Annotated in this window: 19 protein-coding genes; 8 read left to right on the top strand and 11 right to left on the bottom strand. The window is 64.9% G+C overall.

Annotation, left to right across the window (positions count from 1 at the left end; translation table 11 throughout):
• Positions 1 to 20 precede the first annotated feature (20 nt).
• On the top strand, positions 21 to 365 hold the full coding sequence (locus tag ACNFIA_RS20420; RefSeq protein WP_259754147.1) for a hypothetical protein: 345 nt from the start codon (positions 21 to 23) through the stop codon (positions 363 to 365).
• A 78-nt stretch (positions 366 to 443) separates the two neighbouring features.
• Positions 444 to 1,628, top strand: coding sequence for an MFS transporter (locus tag ACNFIA_RS20415; RefSeq protein ID WP_416788168.1), 1,185 nt, complete (start codon positions 444 to 446; stop codon positions 1,626 to 1,628).
• A gap of 199 nt (positions 1,629 to 1,827) precedes the next feature.
• Here the strand turns inward: ACNFIA_RS20415 and cysB are convergent, their stop codons facing one another.
• The 5 genes from cysB to ACNFIA_RS20390 form a co-directional block, all read right to left on the bottom strand.
• Positions 1,828 to 2,802: an HTH-type transcriptional regulator CysB gene (cysB, locus tag ACNFIA_RS20410; protein WP_259754144.1), complete on the bottom strand. Its 975-nt coding sequence runs from the start codon at positions 2,800 to 2,802 to the stop codon at positions 1,828 to 1,830.
• A 166-nt stretch (positions 2,803 to 2,968) separates the two neighbouring features.
• Positions 2,969 to 3,454 carry a universal stress protein gene (locus ACNFIA_RS20405; RefSeq protein ID WP_259754143.1) on the bottom strand — a complete coding sequence of 162 codons (486 nt, stop codon included), beginning with the start codon at positions 3,452 to 3,454 and terminating at the stop codon, positions 2,969 to 2,971.
• Positions 3,455 to 3,548: 94 nt separating this feature from the next.
• Positions 3,549 to 4,460 carry a 5'-nucleotidase gene (locus tag ACNFIA_RS20400; protein ID WP_416788165.1) on the bottom strand — a complete coding sequence of 304 codons (912 nt, stop codon included), beginning with the start codon at positions 4,458 to 4,460 and terminating at the stop codon, positions 3,549 to 3,551.
• 18 nt (positions 4,461 to 4,478) lie between these two features.
• Positions 4,479 to 5,426: a putative 2-dehydropantoate 2-reductase gene (locus tag ACNFIA_RS20395; RefSeq protein ID WP_416788163.1), complete on the bottom strand. Its 948-nt coding sequence runs from the start codon at positions 5,424 to 5,426 to the stop codon at positions 4,479 to 4,481.
• On the bottom strand, positions 5,426 to 5,812 hold the full coding sequence (locus tag ACNFIA_RS20390) for a thioredoxin (protein ID WP_259754139.1): 387 nt from the start codon (positions 5,810 to 5,812) through the stop codon (positions 5,426 to 5,428). Before ACNFIA_RS20390 ends, ACNFIA_RS20395 begins: the two co-directional genes overlap by 1 nt.
• On the opposite strand from ACNFIA_RS20390, the gene ACNFIA_RS20385 reads away from it, so the two are divergent.
• Together ACNFIA_RS20385 and ACNFIA_RS20380 are read left to right on the top strand one after the other, a co-directional pair.
• Positions 5,811 to 6,230 carry a PilZ domain-containing protein gene (locus ACNFIA_RS20385; RefSeq protein ID WP_259754137.1) on the top strand — a complete coding sequence of 140 codons (420 nt, stop codon included), beginning with the start codon at positions 5,811 to 5,813 and terminating at the stop codon, positions 6,228 to 6,230. The two genes, ACNFIA_RS20390 and ACNFIA_RS20385, sit on opposite strands and share 2 nt — an antisense overlap.
• A 180-nt stretch (positions 6,231 to 6,410) precedes the next feature.
• Positions 6,411 to 7,487, top strand: a complete 1,077-nt coding sequence (locus ACNFIA_RS20380) for a 3-deoxy-7-phosphoheptulonate synthase (RefSeq protein ID WP_259754136.1) — start codon at positions 6,411 to 6,413, stop codon at positions 7,485 to 7,487.
• 203 nt (positions 7,488 to 7,690) lie between these two features.
• Here ACNFIA_RS20380 and ACNFIA_RS20375 read toward each other — a convergent pair whose 3' ends face one another.
• The gene (locus ACNFIA_RS20375) at positions 7,691 to 7,975 is read right to left on the bottom strand and encodes a GNAT family N-acetyltransferase (protein ID WP_259754135.1); all 285 of its coding nucleotides are present in this window, start codon (positions 7,973 to 7,975) and stop codon (positions 7,691 to 7,693) included.
• A gap of 21 nt (positions 7,976 to 7,996) precedes the next feature.
• Positions 7,997 to 9,271: a hypothetical protein gene (locus ACNFIA_RS20370; protein WP_259754134.1), complete on the bottom strand. Its 1,275-nt coding sequence runs from the start codon at positions 9,269 to 9,271 to the stop codon at positions 7,997 to 7,999.
• Positions 9,272 to 9,509: 238 nt separating this feature from the next.
• Here ACNFIA_RS20370 and ACNFIA_RS20365 point away from each other — a divergent pair, with 238 nt between their 5' ends.
• Together ACNFIA_RS20365 and ACNFIA_RS20360 are read left to right on the top strand one after the other, a co-directional pair.
• Positions 9,510 to 10,199: a crotonase/enoyl-CoA hydratase family protein gene (locus ACNFIA_RS20365; protein WP_416788160.1), complete on the top strand. Its 690-nt coding sequence runs from the start codon at positions 9,510 to 9,512 to the stop codon at positions 10,197 to 10,199.
• Between the two features lie 157 nt (positions 10,200 to 10,356).
• Positions 10,357 to 10,548 (top strand): hypothetical protein, encoded by a 192-nt coding sequence (locus ACNFIA_RS20360; RefSeq protein WP_259754132.1) that lies wholly within the window; start codon positions 10,357 to 10,359, stop codon positions 10,546 to 10,548.
• A gap of 106 nt (positions 10,549 to 10,654) precedes the next feature.
• Here the strand turns inward: ACNFIA_RS20360 and ACNFIA_RS20355 are convergent, their stop codons facing one another.
• Positions 10,655 to 11,158 (bottom strand): macro domain-containing protein, encoded by a 504-nt coding sequence (locus ACNFIA_RS20355; RefSeq protein WP_259754131.1) that lies wholly within the window; start codon positions 11,156 to 11,158, stop codon positions 10,655 to 10,657.
• Between the two features lie 281 nt (positions 11,159 to 11,439).
• Here ACNFIA_RS20355 and ACNFIA_RS20350 point away from each other — a divergent pair, with 281 nt between their 5' ends.
• Together ACNFIA_RS20350 and ACNFIA_RS20345 are read left to right on the top strand one after the other, a co-directional pair.
• Entirely contained in the window at positions 11,440 to 11,661 is a 222-nt protein-coding gene (locus ACNFIA_RS20350) for a hypothetical protein (RefSeq protein ID WP_416788158.1), read from the top strand.
• 91 nt (positions 11,662 to 11,752) lie between these two features.
• Positions 11,753 to 12,724 (top strand): magnesium and cobalt transport protein CorA, encoded by a 972-nt coding sequence (locus ACNFIA_RS20345; protein ID WP_416788155.1) that lies wholly within the window; start codon positions 11,753 to 11,755, stop codon positions 12,722 to 12,724.
• 193 nt (positions 12,725 to 12,917) lie between these two features.
• Here ACNFIA_RS20345 and ACNFIA_RS20340 read toward each other — a convergent pair whose 3' ends face one another.
• From ACNFIA_RS20340 to ACNFIA_RS20330, 3 genes are all read right to left on the bottom strand, one after another.
• Positions 12,918 to 13,658, bottom strand: a complete 741-nt coding sequence (locus ACNFIA_RS20340) for an amidotransferase (protein ID WP_416788153.1) — start codon at positions 13,656 to 13,658, stop codon at positions 12,918 to 12,920.
• Between the two features lie 203 nt (positions 13,659 to 13,861).
• Entirely contained in the window at positions 13,862 to 14,416 is a 555-nt protein-coding gene (locus tag ACNFIA_RS20335) for a cysteine hydrolase family protein (RefSeq protein ID WP_416788151.1), read from the bottom strand.
• A 189-nt stretch (positions 14,417 to 14,605) separates the two neighbouring features.
• Positions 14,606 to 16,750 (bottom strand): 3-hydroxyacyl-CoA dehydrogenase NAD-binding domain-containing protein, encoded by a 2,145-nt coding sequence (locus ACNFIA_RS20330; protein WP_416788149.1) that lies wholly within the window; start codon positions 16,748 to 16,750, stop codon positions 14,606 to 14,608.
• Positions 16,751 to 16,832: the final 82 nt, after the last annotated feature.

Genomic DNA, 16,832 nt, shown 5'->3' with positions numbered 1-16,832 from the left:
CCTGCGGCGGAGCCGATCCCATGCGCATCACCCTGGTGAAAAAGGTCCTGGCCGATGGCCAGGACTGTCGCAAGTGCCGCGAAGTCCATGAACGCCTGGAAAAAGGCGGCTACCTGAACCGTATCGACCGCACCCTGGTGGCCGACGAGCGCAATCCCGCCAGCACCGGCTGGCTGGTCGCCGCGCAGTACGGCGTGGACACCGCGCCGTTCTTCGTCGTTCGCCACGATGACGGCCGCGAAGTCGTCTACACGGTGTTCATGAGTTTCCTTCATGAAGTGCTCGAAGGCCGTGGCGAACTTCCGCTGGATTCCCGCGAAGCCCTGGCCGAACTGGCCCGGCGCGACGACCTGGACCGTCTGTAAGCCCCACCCTTGACGCTTTCTTGATGGCAGCTCAGCCAGGCTGCTGTCCTCTCCCCCGCCGCACAAGGAAGCTCCCCCATGGCCGACGGTTCGGACCGCACGCGCCCGCGCATTCCCGGCACCGTCTGGGCGCTGGGCTTCGTCAGCCTGTTCATGGACGTGTCCTCCGAACTGCTGCACAGCCTGCTGCCGCTATTCCTGGTTGGCAGCCTCGGGCTGAGCATGGTCGCGGTCGGGCTGATCGAGGGCATCGCCGAAGCCACCGCGCTGATCGTCAAGGTGTTTTCCGGCGCCATCAGCGACTACCTCGGCCGGCGCAAGGGCCTGGTGCTGTTCGGTTACGGCCTGGCGGCGCTGTCCAAACCGCTGTTCCCGCTGACCACCACGGGCGAGACGATCTTCGCCGCGCGCCTGCTCGATCGCATCGGCAAGGGTATCCGCGGAGCGCCGCGAGACGCGCTGATCGCCGACGTCTCGCCAGCCGAGATCCGCGGCGCCTGCTTTGGCCTGCGCCAGTCGATGGATACCGTTGGCGCCTTCGCCGGCCCGTTGCTGGCCATCGCGCTGATGCTCTGGCTGGGCAACGACCTGCCCCTGGTGTTCTGGTTCGCCTGCATCCCCGCTGCCATCGCGGTGCTGGCCATCGTCTTCTTCGTCAAGGAGCCGGAACAGGCCGAAGGCAGCCACCGCTTCCGTTCGCCGATCCATCGCGAGGCGCTGCGCAGCTTCCCGGCGCGCTACTGGTGGGTGGTCGGCATCGGCGCGGTGTTCACCCTGGCGCGCTTCAGCGAGGCGTTCCTGGTGCTGCGCGCCCAGGCCATCGGCCTGCCCATGGCGTGGACGCCACTGGTGATGGTGGTGATGGCCCTGTTGTTCATGCTCTCCGCCTATCCGGTGGGCTGGTGGTCGGACCGTACCGACCGCACCGGGCTGCTGGCCATCGGCATGCTCCTGCTGGTGGCGGCCGACCTGCTGCTGGCCTGGGCCGACTCCACCGCGCTGATGCTGGTGGGCGTGGCGCTGTGGGGCCTGCACATGGGCTTTACCCAGGGGCTGCTGGCGACACTGATCGCCGATACCACGCCGGCCGACCTCAAGGGCACCGCGTTTGGCGTGTTCAATCTCGCCAGCGGCCTCGCCATGCTGCTGGCCAGCGTACTGGCCGGCTGGCTGTGGCAACGCTTCGGCGCCAGCTGGACCTTTCTCGTTGGCGCAGGGCTGGCCTTCGCCGCCCTGTTGTTGCTGCGCTGGCGCATTCGCTGAGGCACGGCGCCTTTGTAGGAGCGAGCTTGCTCGCGAACCGCCCAACACTGGTGTAGCCGGTGAACCCGTTCGCGAGCAAGCTCGCTCCTACAGGGTGCATTTGCGCCCCACCCTGGAAGCCAAACAAGAACGCCGCGTCTCCTTTCGGGAATCGCGGCGTTTCCTGTGAGCCCAGCGCCGAGAGAGCGGCGCCGTGCGATTAATAGATCGGCAGCTCGATGCCTTCGAACAGCTCGTCCAGCTCGGTCTTGTTGTGGCACTGCACCGCCTTCGACAACAGGTCGCGGGTCAGATGCGGGGCGAACTTCTCGATGAAGTCGCACATGAAGCCACGCAGGAAGGTGCCGCGGCGGAAGCCGATCTTGGTCACGCTGGATTCGAACAGGTGGCTGGCATCCAGCATCACCAGGTCGCTGTCCAGCTTCGGATCGACCGCCATGTGGGCCACGATGCCCACGCCCAGGCCCAGGCGCACATAGGTCTTGATCACGTCGGCGTCGGCGGCGGTGAACACCACCTTCGGCACCAGGCCACGCTGGTTGAACGCCTCGTCGAGCTTGGAACGGCCGGTGAAGCCGAACACGTAGGTGACGATGGGCTGCTCGGCGAGCAGTTCCAGGGTCAGCTTCGGCACCTTGGTCAGCGGGTGGCCCTGGGGCACGATCACGCAACGGTTCCAGCGGTAGCAGGGCATCATGATCAGGTCGCCGAACAGTTCCAGCGCCTCGGTGGCGATGGCGAAGTCGACGGTGCCGTCGGCGGCCATCTCGGCGATCTGCATCGGCGTGCCCTGGTGCATGTGCAGGGAGACGTCCGGGTACTGCTTGATGAAACCGCTGATGACGCCGGGCAGCGCATAGCGCGCCTGGGTGTGGGTGGTGGCGATGGACAGCGTGCCCTTCTTCTCGTTGGAGAATTCCTGGGCGATCTGCTTGATGCTCTCGACCTTGCGCAGGATCTCGCCGGCGGTGGTGATGATACGCTCGCCGGCCGGGGTAACGCGGGTCAGGTGTTTGCCACTGCGGGCAAAGACTTCGACGCCCAGTTCGTCCTCCAGCAGGCGGATCTGCTTGCTGATGCCGGGCTGGGAGGTATAGAGGCTTTGCGCGGTGGCCGAAACGTTCAGATCGTGGTGCGCGACTTCCCAGATATAGCGCAGTTGTTGAAGCTTCATGGACTTTCCTCGAAATGATGTCGCGACCCGCGATCAGGGGCTTGTCGTTTTATAACCATATTAATGGTTTAAGGAATAAAACTAGACGTTTTTTTTTGCCGTGCATGCCATTCGTCTAAAGCCCCACGGAAATTCCGGGCTTCATCGACGTATCGTCACAAAGCGTTCAACGATGCTGCAGCATCGGCACCAGGTACACCGGCACCTCGGCCAGCTGCACCAGGCGCGCGGCGGTGCGCCCCAAAGGCGTGTTCAGCCCGTCCCCATGGCTATGGCTGCCGGCGACGATCAGGTCGACGCCCAGGCGCTTGGCCTCGTCGAGAATCACCATCGGCGCATCCCCCTGCACCACGCGCACCGAGCGGATCAGCTCGGCGTCCGGGCGCGCTTCCCCCAGCTCGTCGCGGAACCCTTCCATCACCCGCTGCTCGATGCTGCCCATGACATTGGTCAGGCCATTGGTGCGCATCTCGTTCAGCGTGCCTTCGTCCAGGTAGGTCTGCAGCACGGACTCGGCGAACAGCCCCAGCGGCTCCACCGCATGCACCACGTACACCTCGGCGGAATACGCACGGGCCAGCGAAAGCGCGTGCTGAAGGACATAGGGGGCGTAAAGACCGAGGTCAGTGGCGTAGAGAATCGTTCGGATCATGCGGCCTCCTCGACTGCCTGCGCGGCGGGGCCTATCCAGCAGCGTAGCAGGAGAACGCGAATTGCTCCGCGAAGCCGGCTGCGGGGCCAGCCGGCTAGCCGGTGACCTTTTTCTCGTTGCTGACGCCGTGGGGAACATGGCCGGTCGCCACCACGTCCCGCGCCTTCTCGCAGTGCAGCGGCTGGTCGTCGAAGAACACGTCGGCGGCGAAGGCTTCGAGGAACGCTGCCTTGTTCAGTCCGCCCAGGAACAGCGACTCGTCGAGGCGGATGTCCCACTCGCGCAGGGTGCGGATCACCCGCTCGTGGGCCGGCGCGGAGCGCGCGGTGACCAGCGCGGTGCGGATCGGGCAGGACTCCTGCGGGAAGGCCTGCTGCACACGGTTCAGCGCCGCCAGGAACGGCTTGAACGGGCCGCCGCCCAACGGCTCGCGGGCGGACTCCCGCTCGTGGGTCTGGAAGGCCTCCAGCCCGCCCTGCTGGTACACCCTCTCGGAGTCATCGGAAAACAGCACCGCATCGCCGTCGAAGGCGAAACGCAGTTCGCCGCTGGCCTCCCGGCGGGTGCCGCCGGAGAGGATGGTCGCCGCGGCAAAGCCGGCGTCCAGGGCGTTGCGCACGTCCTCGATATGGGTGGAGAGGAACAGGTGGCAGTTGAACGCCTTGAGGTACGGATAAGGGCTGCGGCCGCCGACGAAGGCGGCGCGGGAAATGCCCAGGCCATAGTGCTGGATGGAGTTGAACACGCGCAGGCCGGTGTCGGCACTGTTGCGCGAGACGAGGATGACCTCCACCGGCGCACTGTCGGTGCCGCCGTTGAGGGCGAGCAGCTTCTGCACCAGGGCAAAGGCGTCTCCCGGAGGCAGGACGTCGTCCTCGCGGGCGATCTGGTACTGGCGATAGGCTTCGACGCCTTCGCGTTCATAAACCTGATGGCTTTCGCGCAGGTCGAACAACGCCCGCGAGGAAATCGCCACCACCAGCTTGTCGCCCAGCCCTTTCGCCATGCTTCCCCCCGGTGCTCGTCAGCGTGCCTGGTTGCGCGCGTCGATGAAACGCAGCGCGCGATACAGCGCTTCGATCTTCGGCAATTCGCGCCCTGCCCGGCGTGCGGCCTCCAGCGGCGCGGTGTAGATCGCGCCCAGCTCCAGCGGCCGGCGCTGGGCGAAGTCATGGTACATGCTGGGCAGGTAGTCCGGCATGGCGTCGGTGGAGCTGAGCATGGCGCTGACGATGCCCTGGGGCAGCGAGTAGCCGCAGGCGGCGGCGCCGGCGACGACCTCCTCCATCAGCTCCGCCGCCAGGGCGCGGCTGTCGGGGTTGTCCATGATCGCCCGCGTGCCGCTGTCCAGCAGCACCGAGAGACCGTTGTAGGGAATGTTCCAGACCAGCTTCTGCCAGCGCGCCTGGACCAGGTCGGGCATGGCCTTGGAGTCCAGGCCGGCGCTGCGGAACAGCGCAGCGCCCTCTTCCACGATGGCCTGGCGGGCCTCGGCCTCGAGCGCCGGGCCGCTGTGGTAGCCGAGGTTCACCCCGCCCAGGGCCTGGTGTTCGATGACACCCGGCTCGGCGCGGTGCACGCAGATGTAGCACAAGCCACCGAGCACATGCAGATGCTCGGGCAGCAGCGCACGCAGCTGGTCCTCCACGGCAAGACCGTTCTGCAGCAGCACGACCTTGGCGCCCGGCGCGGCGGCGCGCGCGATCAGCGGCGCGAGGTCGGCATTGCTGGTGGCCTTGGCGCCCACCAGCAGCCAATCGCAGGCCGGCATCTTCGCCACGTCGTCGTAGGCGTTCACCGGCGCCAGGCTCAGCGCGCCGTGCACCTGGCTGTTCAGGCGCAGGCCGTTCTGCACCACGGCGGGATATTCGCTGCGCAGCAGGAAGTGAACGTCATGGCCGGCGCGGGCCAGCATCAGACCATAGAAACCGCCAATGGCACCGGTTCCGATGATGCCGATTCGCAGACTCATCAAGGCAACTCCTCAGCAGGGCGCGCCAGGGCAGCGCGCAGGGCGTGAATCAGGGGTTCGGGGCGCAGCGGCGCGTGGACGGCGCCATGAAAATGGCCGTCGCGCACCAGGAACAGGGACGGCAGATGGAAGACTTCGTAGCGCTCGACCAGCCCGCCGCTGTGTCCGGCGTCGATCCAGCACAGACGATCCACCGGCAGGTCGAACTGCGGCAGCGCATCCTTCGCCCAGCGACAGGTGGAGCAGCCCTCGCCGGTGAAAATTAGCAGCGACACCCCCGGCAACTCCAGCAGCCGGCGGTCGGCATCCAGGTCGGTCAGCTCCAGGGCCGGCACTATACTCACAGTGCCACCACGATAAAGATTGCAGTCGGAGCGTTCCGTCATGCGTCAGTTCCTGCGCCACCCGTGCGATTTTCCGGTCGAGCTGGTCATCCGCAAGCAAACCTTCCTGCCGCGCCAGCGGTTGCACAATATCAGCCTCGGCGGCGTTGCGTGCAATTCACCGCGGGGCTTTCGCCGTGGCACCTCCATCGAACTGCGCATTCCCCTGCTGGGCGATGCCGCGCGTTACGCCGGCGTGATCGCCTGGAGCCGCAAGCAGGTGAACGACTACTGGGTGGGCATCGCCTTCATCGACGAAGACACGCTGTTTCGCGCGCGCATGGTCGAGCAGGTCTGCCGGATCGAGCAGTACCGGCGGCAGCGCGAACAGGCCAGCGGCGGCAGCCTGCCGTTCGAGGAGCTGGCGCTGGAATGGATCGCGCAGAACGCCGCGGACTTCCCGATGTTTTGCGCGGTCTGATCGGCGGCGGGCAGAAAGTCGCGCAAATCCCCGTGTTGCGGGCATTTTCCTCAAGCGAGCCATTGTCGAGGCGACGCCTGAACGGTTAAGGTTCGGGTTCCCCTTAGCGACACCAATGCCTGCGCCCCATCGCATGGGGATTTCTGGCGGCCGGCACCCGTGACCTGATTGAGTACCACGATGGCTGATTTACAGATCGACGACCTTAACGTTGCCTCCAACGAGACCCTGATCACGCCGGAGCAGCTCAAGCGCGAAATCCCCCTGACCGACGCCGCCCTGCGCACCGTCGCCCACGGCCGCCAGGTCGTACGCGACATCCTCGACGGCAAGGACCACCGCCTGTTCGTGGTGATCGGCCCCTGCTCGATCCACGACATCAAGGCCGCCCACGAATACGCCGAGCGCCTGAAAGTGCTGGCCGCGGAAGTCTCCGACACCCTGTTCCTGGTGATGCGCGTGTACTTCGAGAAGCCGCGCACCACCGTTGGCTGGAAGGGCCTGATCAACGACCCGTACCTGGATGACTCCTTCAAGATCCAGGACGGCCTGCACATCGGCCGCCAGTTGCTGCGCGACCTCGCCGAGATGGGCCTGCCCACCGCCACCGAGGCGCTCGACCCGATCTCGCCGCAGTACCTGCAGGACCTGATCAGCTGGTCGGCCATCGGCGCGCGCACCACCGAATCCCAGACCCACCGCGAGATGGCGTCCGGCCTGTCGTCGGCGGTCGGCTTCAAGAACGGCACCGACGGCAGCCTGACCGTGGCGATCAACGCGCTGCAGTCGGTTTCCAGCCCGCACCGCTTCCTGGGCATCAACCAGGAAGGCGGCGTCTCCATCGTCACCACCAAGGGCAACGCATACGGCCACGTGGTGCTGCGCGGTGGCAACGGCAAGCCGAACTATGACTCGGTCAGCGTCGCCCTGTGCGAGCAGGAACTGACCAAGGCGAAGATCCCGCTGAACGTGATGGTCGACTGCAGCCACGCCAACTCCAACAAGGACCCGGCCCTGCAGCCGCTGGTGATGGACAACGTCGCCAACCAGATCGCCGAAGGCAACAACTCCATCGTCGGCCTGATGGTGGAAAGCCACCTGGGCTGGGGCAGCCAGCCGATCCCGAAGGACCTGTGCCAGCTCCAATACGGCGTGTCGATCACCGACGCCTGCATCGACTGGGACACCACCGAGAAGGCCGTGCGCAGCATGCGCGCCAAGCTCAAGGACGTGCTGCCCAAGCGTCAGCGCGGCTGAAGCTTCAGGCACGAACGAAAAGCCGGGCAAATGCCCGGCTTTTTCTTTGGCTCTTCGAAGGACCGAGGGGGACGCCTAGTCCTTGCTGGCGAATGGAGTCTCCCACGGCACCGGCCTCAGCGGTTCGCGAGCCAGCTCGCTCCTACCAAAGAGCTGCCCATGAAAAAGCCCCGCATCAGCGGGGCTTTTTCATGTCGTACCTGTCAGAGCGCAGTATCGGTGTGGCGCTGGCGGCGCTCCAGGTAGCGCTCGACGTAGGAGCACGACGGAATGACGCTGTAGCCCTCGCGCTCGGCATACTGCAGCGCATGCTCGGTGAGGGCGGCGGCGATGCCGCGACCGCGCAGGCTGTCAGGAACGAAGGTGCGGTAAATGTCGAGCGTCTGCTTGCCCAGATCCATGTAGGCCAGATAGGCGCGATGACCATCCACCGTCGTGACGAACTGGTGGCTGGTTTCATCATGCTGGATGGACAACGACTCACTCACTTGCTCTCTCCTTCCGGGGGCTTACAACATGACCCGCACCTGATTGATCTTGTTCAGGCGGAGGAACATTTCTGCCGAACCCGTTCCCATCAGGACGGTGATATAGACTCGACCGTTCTCCACCTTGTGCAGCACACCCTGGTAATAGGCACCATCGTACGTGATGAACTGCAGGCGCTTGCCGGTGTACTGGGCAAGGCTTTCAACGTTAACGAACTCATATTGCTGCGTTTTGGCCTGCGACTCAACCGTTTCCGGGGCCGAAACCATTTGATATTGGCTTTCCGGCGTGATTTTTTTCTTCAGCGGGTCGACCCAGGCGAACCCCAGCGGTGTCACCGATTCCTGGTTGACCAGCACGACCGGGCGCAGCATCTGGATCACATCCTTGGGCTCGAAAAACTCCAGGCCGCCCCAGGCCATGCCTTCGGTAGGCGTCAGCTCCACGCGCAGCGAGCGCGGGTCGGCCAGGTAGCGCCCATAGGCATCGAGCAGCGGCTTGTCGAGGGCGATGCGCTGCAGGCGCAGGGCCTTGTCGAATTGCTCCAGCGCCATGGCGGTGTAGGCCTTCTGGTCCACGCCGAGCTTGCTCCGGCAGAACTCGCTGACGCGGCGCTGATACTGGTTGTCGTTCATCTCGACCACGACCTGGGACACACGCGGGGGATTCACGCGCATGTCGCCGGGGCGCTCGGACACGTTCATCAGCGTCATGCTGGTGTGCATGTCGAGCATGTCGCGGGTGTCGCTGCGCAGGTCGAAGGTCAGGGTCTGCGCGCCCGGCTGCAGACGGTAGGAGAACTCGATGTCCGACTCGAGCGTGCGGTAGCCCATCTGCAGGAGCTCGTCGACGCCGATATTGCGCACGCTGCCACAGGCCACTTCGCTCAACGCGGTGAAGGCGCTCTTCTCGGCAGGCTGCGCATACAGCGATTGCATGAACGGGCCGTGAATCTGCAATTCGACGCCCTTGAGGTCCACGGCCATCTGTTCCGGCAGCTTGCCCTCGCCCAGGCGCTCCTTGAAGCTGAGCAGCTCGCGCAGGCCATTGAACTTCAGCTGCGCATGGGCGACCTTCAGGCTGTCGTTGGCCGCCGGCACGCGGATCACCACGTTCTGCAGACCCACCCGGCCGTCGAACGACGAGGAGATGCCGCCATAGGTGATTTCCATGAACGGCGAGACGCGGGCGATGGCGTCATTCACCACGCTGCGAACGGAGAGCCAGAGCGACGCCTTGATGATCAGGGCGATCGCAACGACGGCAAACAGGGACCACTTGAGAAGCTTCGACATGGCAGGCACATCCTGGATTGTGCAAGAGCGGGACGCAGGGATACTGGCAGCTTAACAGTACGCCTCAGACCTCTCCATTGGAGTCGTCGGAATTTGCGTGCACAGCGCACAGAAATTGCCCGATTTCTATGGCATGCGGCTGACTTACCAGTCAGTCAAAACGCTTTACGCCCCGGGCCTGCGCCAGTATGTTCTGGCCCACTTTCAACCCACGGCTTCCAACCCAGGACTCTCTGCCATGAGTGAGCTGATCAGCTACCAATTCGAAGACGGCATCGCCACCCTGACCCTGAACAACGGCAAGGTGAACGCCATCTCCCCGGCGGTCATCGAAGCCTTCAACCAGGCCCTGGACCAGGCGGAGAAAGACCGCGCCATCGTCATCGTCACCGGCCAGCCGGGCATTCTCTCCGGCGGCTACGACCTCAAGGTGATGACCTCCGGCCCGGAAAACGCCGTGAACCTGGTGGCCGCAGGTTCCACCCTCGCCCGCCGCATGCTCTCCCACCCCTTCCCGATCATCGTGGCCTGCACCGGCCATGCGGTGGCCAAGGGCGCCTTCATCCTGCTCTCGGCCGACTACCGCATCGGCGTCGATGGCCCGTTCCAGATCGGCCTCAACGAAGTGGCCATCGGCATGACCATGCACCACGTCGGCATCGAGCTGGCCCGTGACCGCCTGCGCCGTTCCGCCTTCACCCGCTCGGTGGTGAACGCCGAGATGTTCAACCCGCGCGACGCCGTGGACGCCGGCTTCCTCGACAAGGTCGTCCCGGCCGAACAGCTGCACGCAGCCGCCCTGGAAGCCGCGCAGCACCTGAAGAAGCTGAACATGACCGCGCACCGCAACACCAAGCTCAAAGTGCGCAAGCACCTGCTGGAAACCCTCGACAAGTCCATCGAGCTGGACAAGCAACACCTGGCCTGACCGTCCGAACACAAAAAGCCCGGCCATGTGCCGGGCTTTTCTTTTTACGACTGTTACCTAAAGGGCAACACTGATTAAGCCTATTTGCTCTTTTTCGAAAATTATTACGCATTAACCTATGGATGAACCCAAAGCAAACCAACCGGAGGTGTTCATCATGAAACTCAACATCATTGCCGCCAGCGTGCTGGCCGCCGCTACCGCTTTCGCCGCCCAGGCCAGCTTCGCCGAGGAATCCTCGCTGATGCAGGACCGCATGGTTCACATGACCCAGGCCGCTATCGGGCAACAGCAGGCCGAGCAGTCCGCCAGCCAGGTGAACGTCGAAGCCGCCGCCAAGCAGGGCTGAAACCTTCACATCCCAGCCGCCGCCCACCGCAGGTGACGTCATGCAGTCCCGCCCGACGCGAAAAGCCCGGCGTGATGCCGGGCCTTCCAGGGACGATGACGCAGGCTCAGAGTTTTTCGGCGGCCGCTATCCCACGGCGATAGGTCTCATAGACCACCACGTTGATGTCCAACTCGCCCAGGTAGCGCTCCACCAGCGGCTTGACCTCTTTCCAGTCCAGCCCGCCGACACCGGTCGCCAGGCAGGGCAGCGCCACGCTGCCGACACGCTCGCCCTTGAGGTATTTGACCAGCTCCTTCAGGCAGTGGCCGACGTTCTCCAGCGTCGCCCCGGCCGGTTTGGCCGCGCGCCCGTCGCCCTGCATGCCCTGGGTGAGCAGGTTGGCGATGCAGCGAGTCGAGCCATCGGCATCCACGCCCGACCAGATCCAGATCGAGCCCGGCTTCGGCGCGTTGGAATGCGAGGCGTGGCGGTAGTCGCGCACCATCGACGGCCAGCGTTCGCGCAGCTCCAGCGCCAGGCCGCTGTCGAAATGGTCCTGCGGCGCAATGCCGTGCGCGATGACCTGGGCCTTGCTCAGCAGAATGTCGCCTTCAACGTATCGAATCATGGGAAGTTCCTTGCGTTCGGGAAATCCGTGGCAGCCTCGCGCCACCACCTGATTTCCACGCTACGCCGGGCAGTTTCCCCCTCCTTGACGAGGGTCAAGCAGCCATGAAGCCCGCCAGAGTCCCGGAAACATCCGACAGCCTCCCGCTACCGCCCCTGCGCCTGGTCAAGGCGAAGCCATCTATCAATTTGCCTGATACCCGGAAGCAACCGGCATCGTTATTCAATCGAAATGACCAAAGCGACACTGGGCCATCACTTCCCCGGACCCGAGTTGCCAGCATGAACCGTCAAGCCCACCGCTACGCCCGCAATGGCGCCCTCGCCGCCCTGGGGCTCTACACCATCGTCATCCTGGTGGTCACCGCCCTCAGCGCCGGCTTCGACGGTGCGCGCCATGCCCCGGTGGACAACGTCGACCGCAGCGACCTGTTCCAGCGCTTCAACCAGGCGGTCCCCGTTGCGCTGCAAGGGCTGCAGGACGCCCTCACCCCGCACTCCTGATGCGAGCCCCGCTGGCGCGTTGCGCCAGGCTGTCCAACACTGAACCCTGCACCAGGACCCCAGACTCCATCGCCGCAGGGTGGGCTTCGCCATGGGCCGAGTCATCGCTTCCGCCGTCTACAGCAAGGGCCGCAAGGTCTCCGACATCGCGCTGGAGGACGGCTATCGCTGGGCCTGCCAGCCCGACCACTTCGTCTGGACCGGCCTGCAGGAGCCGACGCCAGAGGAAATGTTCAACCTGCAACGGCAGTTCAACCTTCATGAACTGGCCGTCTCCGATGCGCTGGAAAAGCACAGCCGGCCGAAACTGGAGACCTTTGGCGATGCGCTGTTCATCGTCATCTATTCGCCAGTCCGCGCCGATAACCGATTGATGTTCGTCGAAACCCACCTGTTCGCCGGGATCGGCTACATCATCAGCGCGCGTCACGGTTTCTCCCAGTCCTACGCCCAGGTTCGACAACGCTGCGAAGCGCGCCCGCTGCTGCTGGCCCACGGCACCGACTTCGTGCTCTATGCCCTGCTCGACTTCGTGATGAGCAACTACGAACCGGTGGTGGAGGCTATCCGCGGGGAAATCGAGGAGGTGGAGCAACAGGTGCTGCGCAAATCGCTGACCCAGGAGCAGATCGAGAAGATCTACGGCCTGCGCCGCGAGGTACTGCGGCTCAAGCACTACGCCGCCCCGATGGTGGAGATCTGCCAGGAGCTGCAAAGGCTGGACTTCCCCTTCATCGACAAGCAGATGCGCCCGTACTTCCGCGACGTGGCGATCCACGTGAACCGCCTGCTGGAAGACCTCACCACCCTGCGCGACGTGGCCAGCCAGACCATCGAGGTCGGCCTGGCGCTGGAGTCGTCCCGGCAGAGCGTGGTGCAGCGCAAGTTTGCCGCGTGGGCAGCGATCCTCGCCTTCCCCACCGCCGTGGCGGGCATCTATGGGATGAACTTCGAATACATCCCGGAGCTGCACTGGCACTACGGCTACTTCCTGATCATGGGGCTGCTGGCGCTGGGCTGCGTGGGGTTGTACATCAGCTTCAAGCAGGCGGACTGGCTCTGACAGCAACCACTCGAGGAGCCCAGGAACCTCGACGTAGGATGGGCGGAGCGCAGCGATACCCATCGATTTCGTGCACCGACAGCATGGGTATCGCTGCGCTCCACCCATCCTACAAAAGCGCTTTGGCGAGACCGCCTCGCGCAAACGAAAACGCCGCTCCTATGAGCGGCGTTTTCCGTCAGCACGGCAGGAATCAGGCCGCGCTTTTCTTCTTCTCGTCACGCCCTTGCTGGACGAAACGCATCATCCATTCACCCACCGCGGTGCCCTGGTGCGGGCGCGCGAGGCTGTCGATGCCCGACTGGAACACCGGCTCGCTGAAGATGTGCTTGCGCAGCTCGAGGATCGCCTGGGAATAGTCGCTCTGGAACTCCGGGTGGCCCTGGAAGCACAGCACCTGGTCGCCAATGGCGTAGGCGGCGTTGGGGCAGAAGTCGCTGGAAGCGATGCGACGCGCGCCGTGGGGCAGTTCGGTGACCTGGTCCTGGTGGCTGACCAGCAGGGTCAGGCCATCGCCCAGCGACGGGCTCATCCATTCCGGCTGCTCTTCGATGCGGTAGTCGTGGATGCCCACGCCCCACCCCTGGCTGGCGCGCTCGGTCTTGCCGCCCAGCACCAGCGCCAGCAACTGGTGGCCGAAGCACACGCCCAGCAGCTTGTCGCCGCGCTGGTAGAGCTTGAGCACGTAGTCCTTGAGGGTCTGGATCCAGGGATCAGTGCCGAAGGAGTCCGCCTTGCTGCCGGTCACCAGGTACGCATCGAACCTTTCATCGTCGGGCGGGTAATGCCCTTCCACCACGTTGTAGACCTTGAACTCGGCCGGAACGGGTTGCTTGGCGAACAGTTGCTGGAACATCCAGCCATAGCCCTTGTACTGGTCGATGAGTTCGGGGCGGAGGATGTCGGTTTCCAGAATGCAGATGTGCAACGACATGCAGGGGTGATTCCTGGGGGGTTAGCGGCTGATAAGAATGGTTATCCTGACACTGATGAAACGCGCGTGAAAATTACGCCCTATTTTTTCACCACACAAGATGCCAAGGCGAATCTTGCGTAGGAATTTCAGGGGAAATACCGGAAAAATCGACTTCCTTCAATTGCACGGATGCACAGGGGTGACGGCCGGTTGGCAAGGACTCAGCCCAAAGGCAGCCGTTGCCGCAGCGCGTCCGCGGTGAGTACCTGCGCATATTCGCCCTGCAGGTTGGCCAGGGACATGGCGTGGACCTCCTCGGCGCTGCGCTGCACGCCGTTGAAATCGCGCTTGGCGAACGCGAAACAGGCGTCCGCCACCACCTGGGTAGCGAAGCCCAGGTTGCCCGCCGTGCGCGCCGTGGCCTCCACCGAGTTGCTGGTGCTGACGCCGCAGATCACCACGGCCTCGATGCCTCGCACGCGCAGCCAGCGCTCCAGGCTGCTGTTGATGAAGGCGTCAGGGACGTTCTTCTCCACCACGTGCTCGTGCTCCAGCGGCGCCAGGGCGTCCTGGAACTCCGCGCCCGGCTGCCCGGGCCAGAACGGCGAGCCTGGCGTGCGCGAGATGTGGCGGATATGCACCAATGGCCAGCCTTCCCGGCGCCAGGCGGCCAGCAGCTCGCCGATGCGCTGCTCGGCCTGGGGGTTGTTGCGCGGCTCCAGGCTGTCACGCATGCCTTTCTGCTGGTCGATGATCAACAGGGCGGGAGGCGTCATCGGGCATTCCTTGCGGGAAAGAAAGCGCCATCCTACGGCCTGCAACGGCAAGAAAAAACCGGCCACGTGAGCCGGTTCTCCAGAGCGACGATTCTTCTGTAGGAGCGAGCTTGCTCGCGAACAGCCCCGCTGCGGAGCCGGCTTCGCGAGCAAGAACTAGGCGCCCCCTCGCTCCTACAGAAGGGCCCTTCAGAACGTCTCGTTGCGCGCGGCCTTCTCCAGCAGCAGCGCCGGCGGCAGGAAGCGCTCGCCGTACTGCTCGGCCAGGTATTGGGCGCGGGCGACGAAGTCCTTCAGGCCGTACTGGTTGATGAACTGCAGCGCGCCGCCGCTCCAGGCGGCGAAGCCGATGCCGAAGATCGAGCCGATGTTGGCGTCGGCGGTGGAGGTCAGCACGCCCTCCTCCACACAGCGCACCGTCTCGATGGCCTGCACGAAGAGGATGCGGTCACGCACGTCCTCGGCGGAGATCTGCGCGTCAGCCTTCTCGAAGCGCTGCTTCAGCTCCGGCCACAGGTGCTTCCTGCCGCTGGCGGGATAGTCGTAGAAGCCGGCGCCGGCGGCTTTGCCCGGGCGCTTGTACTCGTTGACCATCACGTCCACCACGGCAAAGGCCGGGTGCGCGGGCAACGGCTTGCCCTCGGCCTCCAGGTCCTTGCGGGTCTGCTCGCGGATGTGGGTCATCAGGCTCATGGAGACTTCATCGCTGATCGCCAGCGGGCCCACCGGCATGCCGGCCTGGCGCGCCTGGTTCTCGATCATCGCCGCGGACACGCCCTCGCCCAGCATGGCAAGGCCTTCGTTGGTGAAGGTGCCGAACACGCGGGAGGTAAAGAATCCACGGCTGTCATGGACGACGATCGGCGTCTTCTTGATCTGCAGGACGTAGTCGAAGGCGCGGGCCAGGGTGGGGTCGTCGGTCTTCGCGCCACGGATGATCTCCACCAGCGGCATCTTGTCCACGGGGCTGAAGAAGTGCAGGCCGATGAATTTCTGCGGCTGCGCCACGGCTTCGGCCAGGCCGGTGATCGGCAGGGTCGAGGTGTTGGACGCGATCACCGCCTCGGGCAGCGCGGCGGACTCGGCGGCGGCGCTGACCTTTGCCTTCAGGCCACGGTCCTCGAACACGGCTTCGATGATCAGGTCGCAGCCCTCGAAATCGGCGTCGCTGGCGGTCGGCTTGATCCGCGCGAGGAAGGCGTCGCGCTTCTCGGCAGTCATCTGGCCCTTGCCGACCTTCTTGTCCAGCAGGCCAGCGGAGTAAGCCTTGCCCTTCTCCGCCGCTTCGAGTGAGACGTCCTTGAGCACCACCTCGATGCCGGCGGCGGCTGAGACGTAGGCGATGCCCGCGCCCATCATGCCGGCGCCGATCACCCCGACCTTCTTCGTCTGCTGCGGGGCGATGCCCTGCGGGCGGGACTTGCCGGCGTTGATCTCGTTGAGCTGGAACCAGAAGGTGCCAATCATGTTCTTCGCCACCTGGCCGGTGGTCAGCTCGGTGAAGTAGCGCGCCTCGATCAGCTGCGCGGTGTCGAAGTCCACCTGCGCGCCCTCGACGGCGGCGCACATGATCTTCTCCGGCGCGGGGAAGCAGCCCTTGGTCTTGTCGCGCAGCACGGACGGCGCGATAGCCAGCATCTGTGCCACGGCCGGGCTGGAGGGGGTGCCGCCGGGGATCTTGTAGCCGGCGCTGTCCCACGGCTGCTTGGCGGCCGGGTTGGCGGCGATCCATTCGCGGGCCTTGCTCAGCAGCTCCTCGCGGCTGGAGGCCAGTTGGTGGATAAGGCCCGCCTTGAGCGCCTGGTCCGGGCGCACCTTCTTGCCTTCGGCCAGGTACGGCAGGGCTTTCTCCAGGCCCAGCAGGCGCACCATGCGCACCACGCCGCCTCCGCCGGGCAGCAGGCCGAGGGTGACTTCCGGCAGGCCGAGCTGCACGTGGCTTTCGTCCAGGGCGATGCGGTGATGGCAGGCCAGGCAGATTTCCCAGCCGCCACCCAGCGCCGCGCCGTTGATGGCGGCGACCACCGGCTTGCCGAGGGTTTCCAGGCGGCGCAGCTGGCCCTTGAGCACCAGGATGCCTTCATAAAAAGTCTGGGCGTCGGCCTTGGTCACCTTGATCAGTTCGTTCAGGTCGCCGCCGGCGAAGAAGGTCTTCTTCGCGGAGGTGATCACCACGCCGGCGATCGAGTCCTTCTCGGCTTCCAGGCGCGCCACGGTGGCGGCCATGGCCTCGCGGTACACACCGTTCATGGTGTTGGCGCTCTGGCCGGGCATGTCCATGGTCAGGACGACGATGTTGTCCTGGCCTTTCTCATAACGGATGGCGTCAGTCATGTTGTTCTCTTCCCAGGGTGGGAGACCTGTAGGAGCGAGCTTGCTCGCGAAGCTCTGGGCGGTTCGCGAGCAAGCTCGCTCC

Origin of the sequence: Pseudomonas sp. NY15437 (assembly GCF_048068435.1) — a bacterium.
GTDB lineage: Bacteria > Pseudomonadota > Gammaproteobacteria > Pseudomonadales > Pseudomonadaceae > Pseudomonas > Pseudomonas nitroreducens_B.
The sequence above is the reverse complement of the archived record's forward strand: the minus strand, read 5'-3'. Positions and strand labels throughout refer to the sequence as shown.

Bases quoted from the DNA above. Each gene is read 5' to 3' on its own strand.
- ACNFIA_RS20385 (WP_259754137.1), top strand. From the start codon at position 5,811: ATGCGTCAGTTCCTGCGCCACCCGTGCGATTTTCCGGTCGAGCTGGTC.
- ACNFIA_RS20345 (WP_416788155.1), top strand. From the start codon at position 11,753: ATGGGCCGAGTCATCGCTTCCGCCGTCTACAGCAAGGGCCGCAAGGTC.
- ACNFIA_RS20380 (WP_259754136.1), top strand. From the start codon at position 6,411: ATGGCTGATTTACAGATCGACGACCTTAACGTTGCCTCCAACGAGACC.
- ACNFIA_RS20360 (WP_259754132.1), top strand. From the start codon at position 10,357: ATGAAACTCAACATCATTGCCGCCAGCGTGCTGGCCGCCGCTACCGCT.
- ACNFIA_RS20415 (WP_416788168.1), top strand. From the start codon at position 444: ATGGCCGACGGTTCGGACCGCACGCGCCCGCGCATTCCCGGCACCGTC.
- ACNFIA_RS20335 (WP_416788151.1), bottom strand. From the start codon at position 14,416: ATGACGCCTCCCGCCCTGTTGATCATCGACCAGCAGAAAGGCATGCGT.
- ACNFIA_RS20400 (WP_416788165.1), bottom strand. From the start codon at position 4,460: ATGGCGAAAGGGCTGGGCGACAAGCTGGTGGTGGCGATTTCCTCGCGG.
- ACNFIA_RS20330 (WP_416788149.1), bottom strand. From the start codon at position 16,750: ATGACTGACGCCATCCGTTATGAGAAAGGCCAGGACAACATCGTCGTC.
- ACNFIA_RS20340 (WP_416788153.1), bottom strand. From the start codon at position 13,658: ATGTCGTTGCACATCTGCATTCTGGAAACCGACATCCTCCGCCCCGAA.
- ACNFIA_RS20395 (WP_416788163.1), bottom strand. From the start codon at position 5,426: ATGAGTCTGCGAATCGGCATCATCGGAACCGGTGCCATTGGCGGTTTC.
- ACNFIA_RS20405 (WP_259754143.1), bottom strand. From the start codon at position 3,454: ATGATCCGAACGATTCTCTACGCCACTGACCTCGGTCTTTACGCCCCC.
- ACNFIA_RS20390 (WP_259754139.1), bottom strand. From the start codon at position 5,812: ATGACGGAACGCTCCGACTGCAATCTTTATCGTGGTGGCACTGTGAGT.
- cysB (WP_259754144.1), bottom strand. From the start codon at position 2,802: ATGAAGCTTCAACAACTGCGCTATATCTGGGAAGTCGCGCACCACGAT.
- ACNFIA_RS20355 (WP_259754131.1), bottom strand. From the start codon at position 11,158: ATGATTCGATACGTTGAAGGCGACATTCTGCTGAGCAAGGCCCAGGTC.
- ACNFIA_RS20350 (WP_416788158.1), top strand. From the start codon at position 11,440: ATGAACCGTCAAGCCCACCGCTACGCCCGCAATGGCGCCCTCGCCGCC.
- ACNFIA_RS20420 (WP_259754147.1), top strand. From the start codon at position 21: ATGCGCATCACCCTGGTGAAAAAGGTCCTGGCCGATGGCCAGGACTGT.
- ACNFIA_RS20365 (WP_416788160.1), top strand. From the start codon at position 9,510: ATGAGTGAGCTGATCAGCTACCAATTCGAAGACGGCATCGCCACCCTG.
- ACNFIA_RS20370 (WP_259754134.1), bottom strand. From the start codon at position 9,271: ATGTCGAAGCTTCTCAAGTGGTCCCTGTTTGCCGTCGTTGCGATCGCC.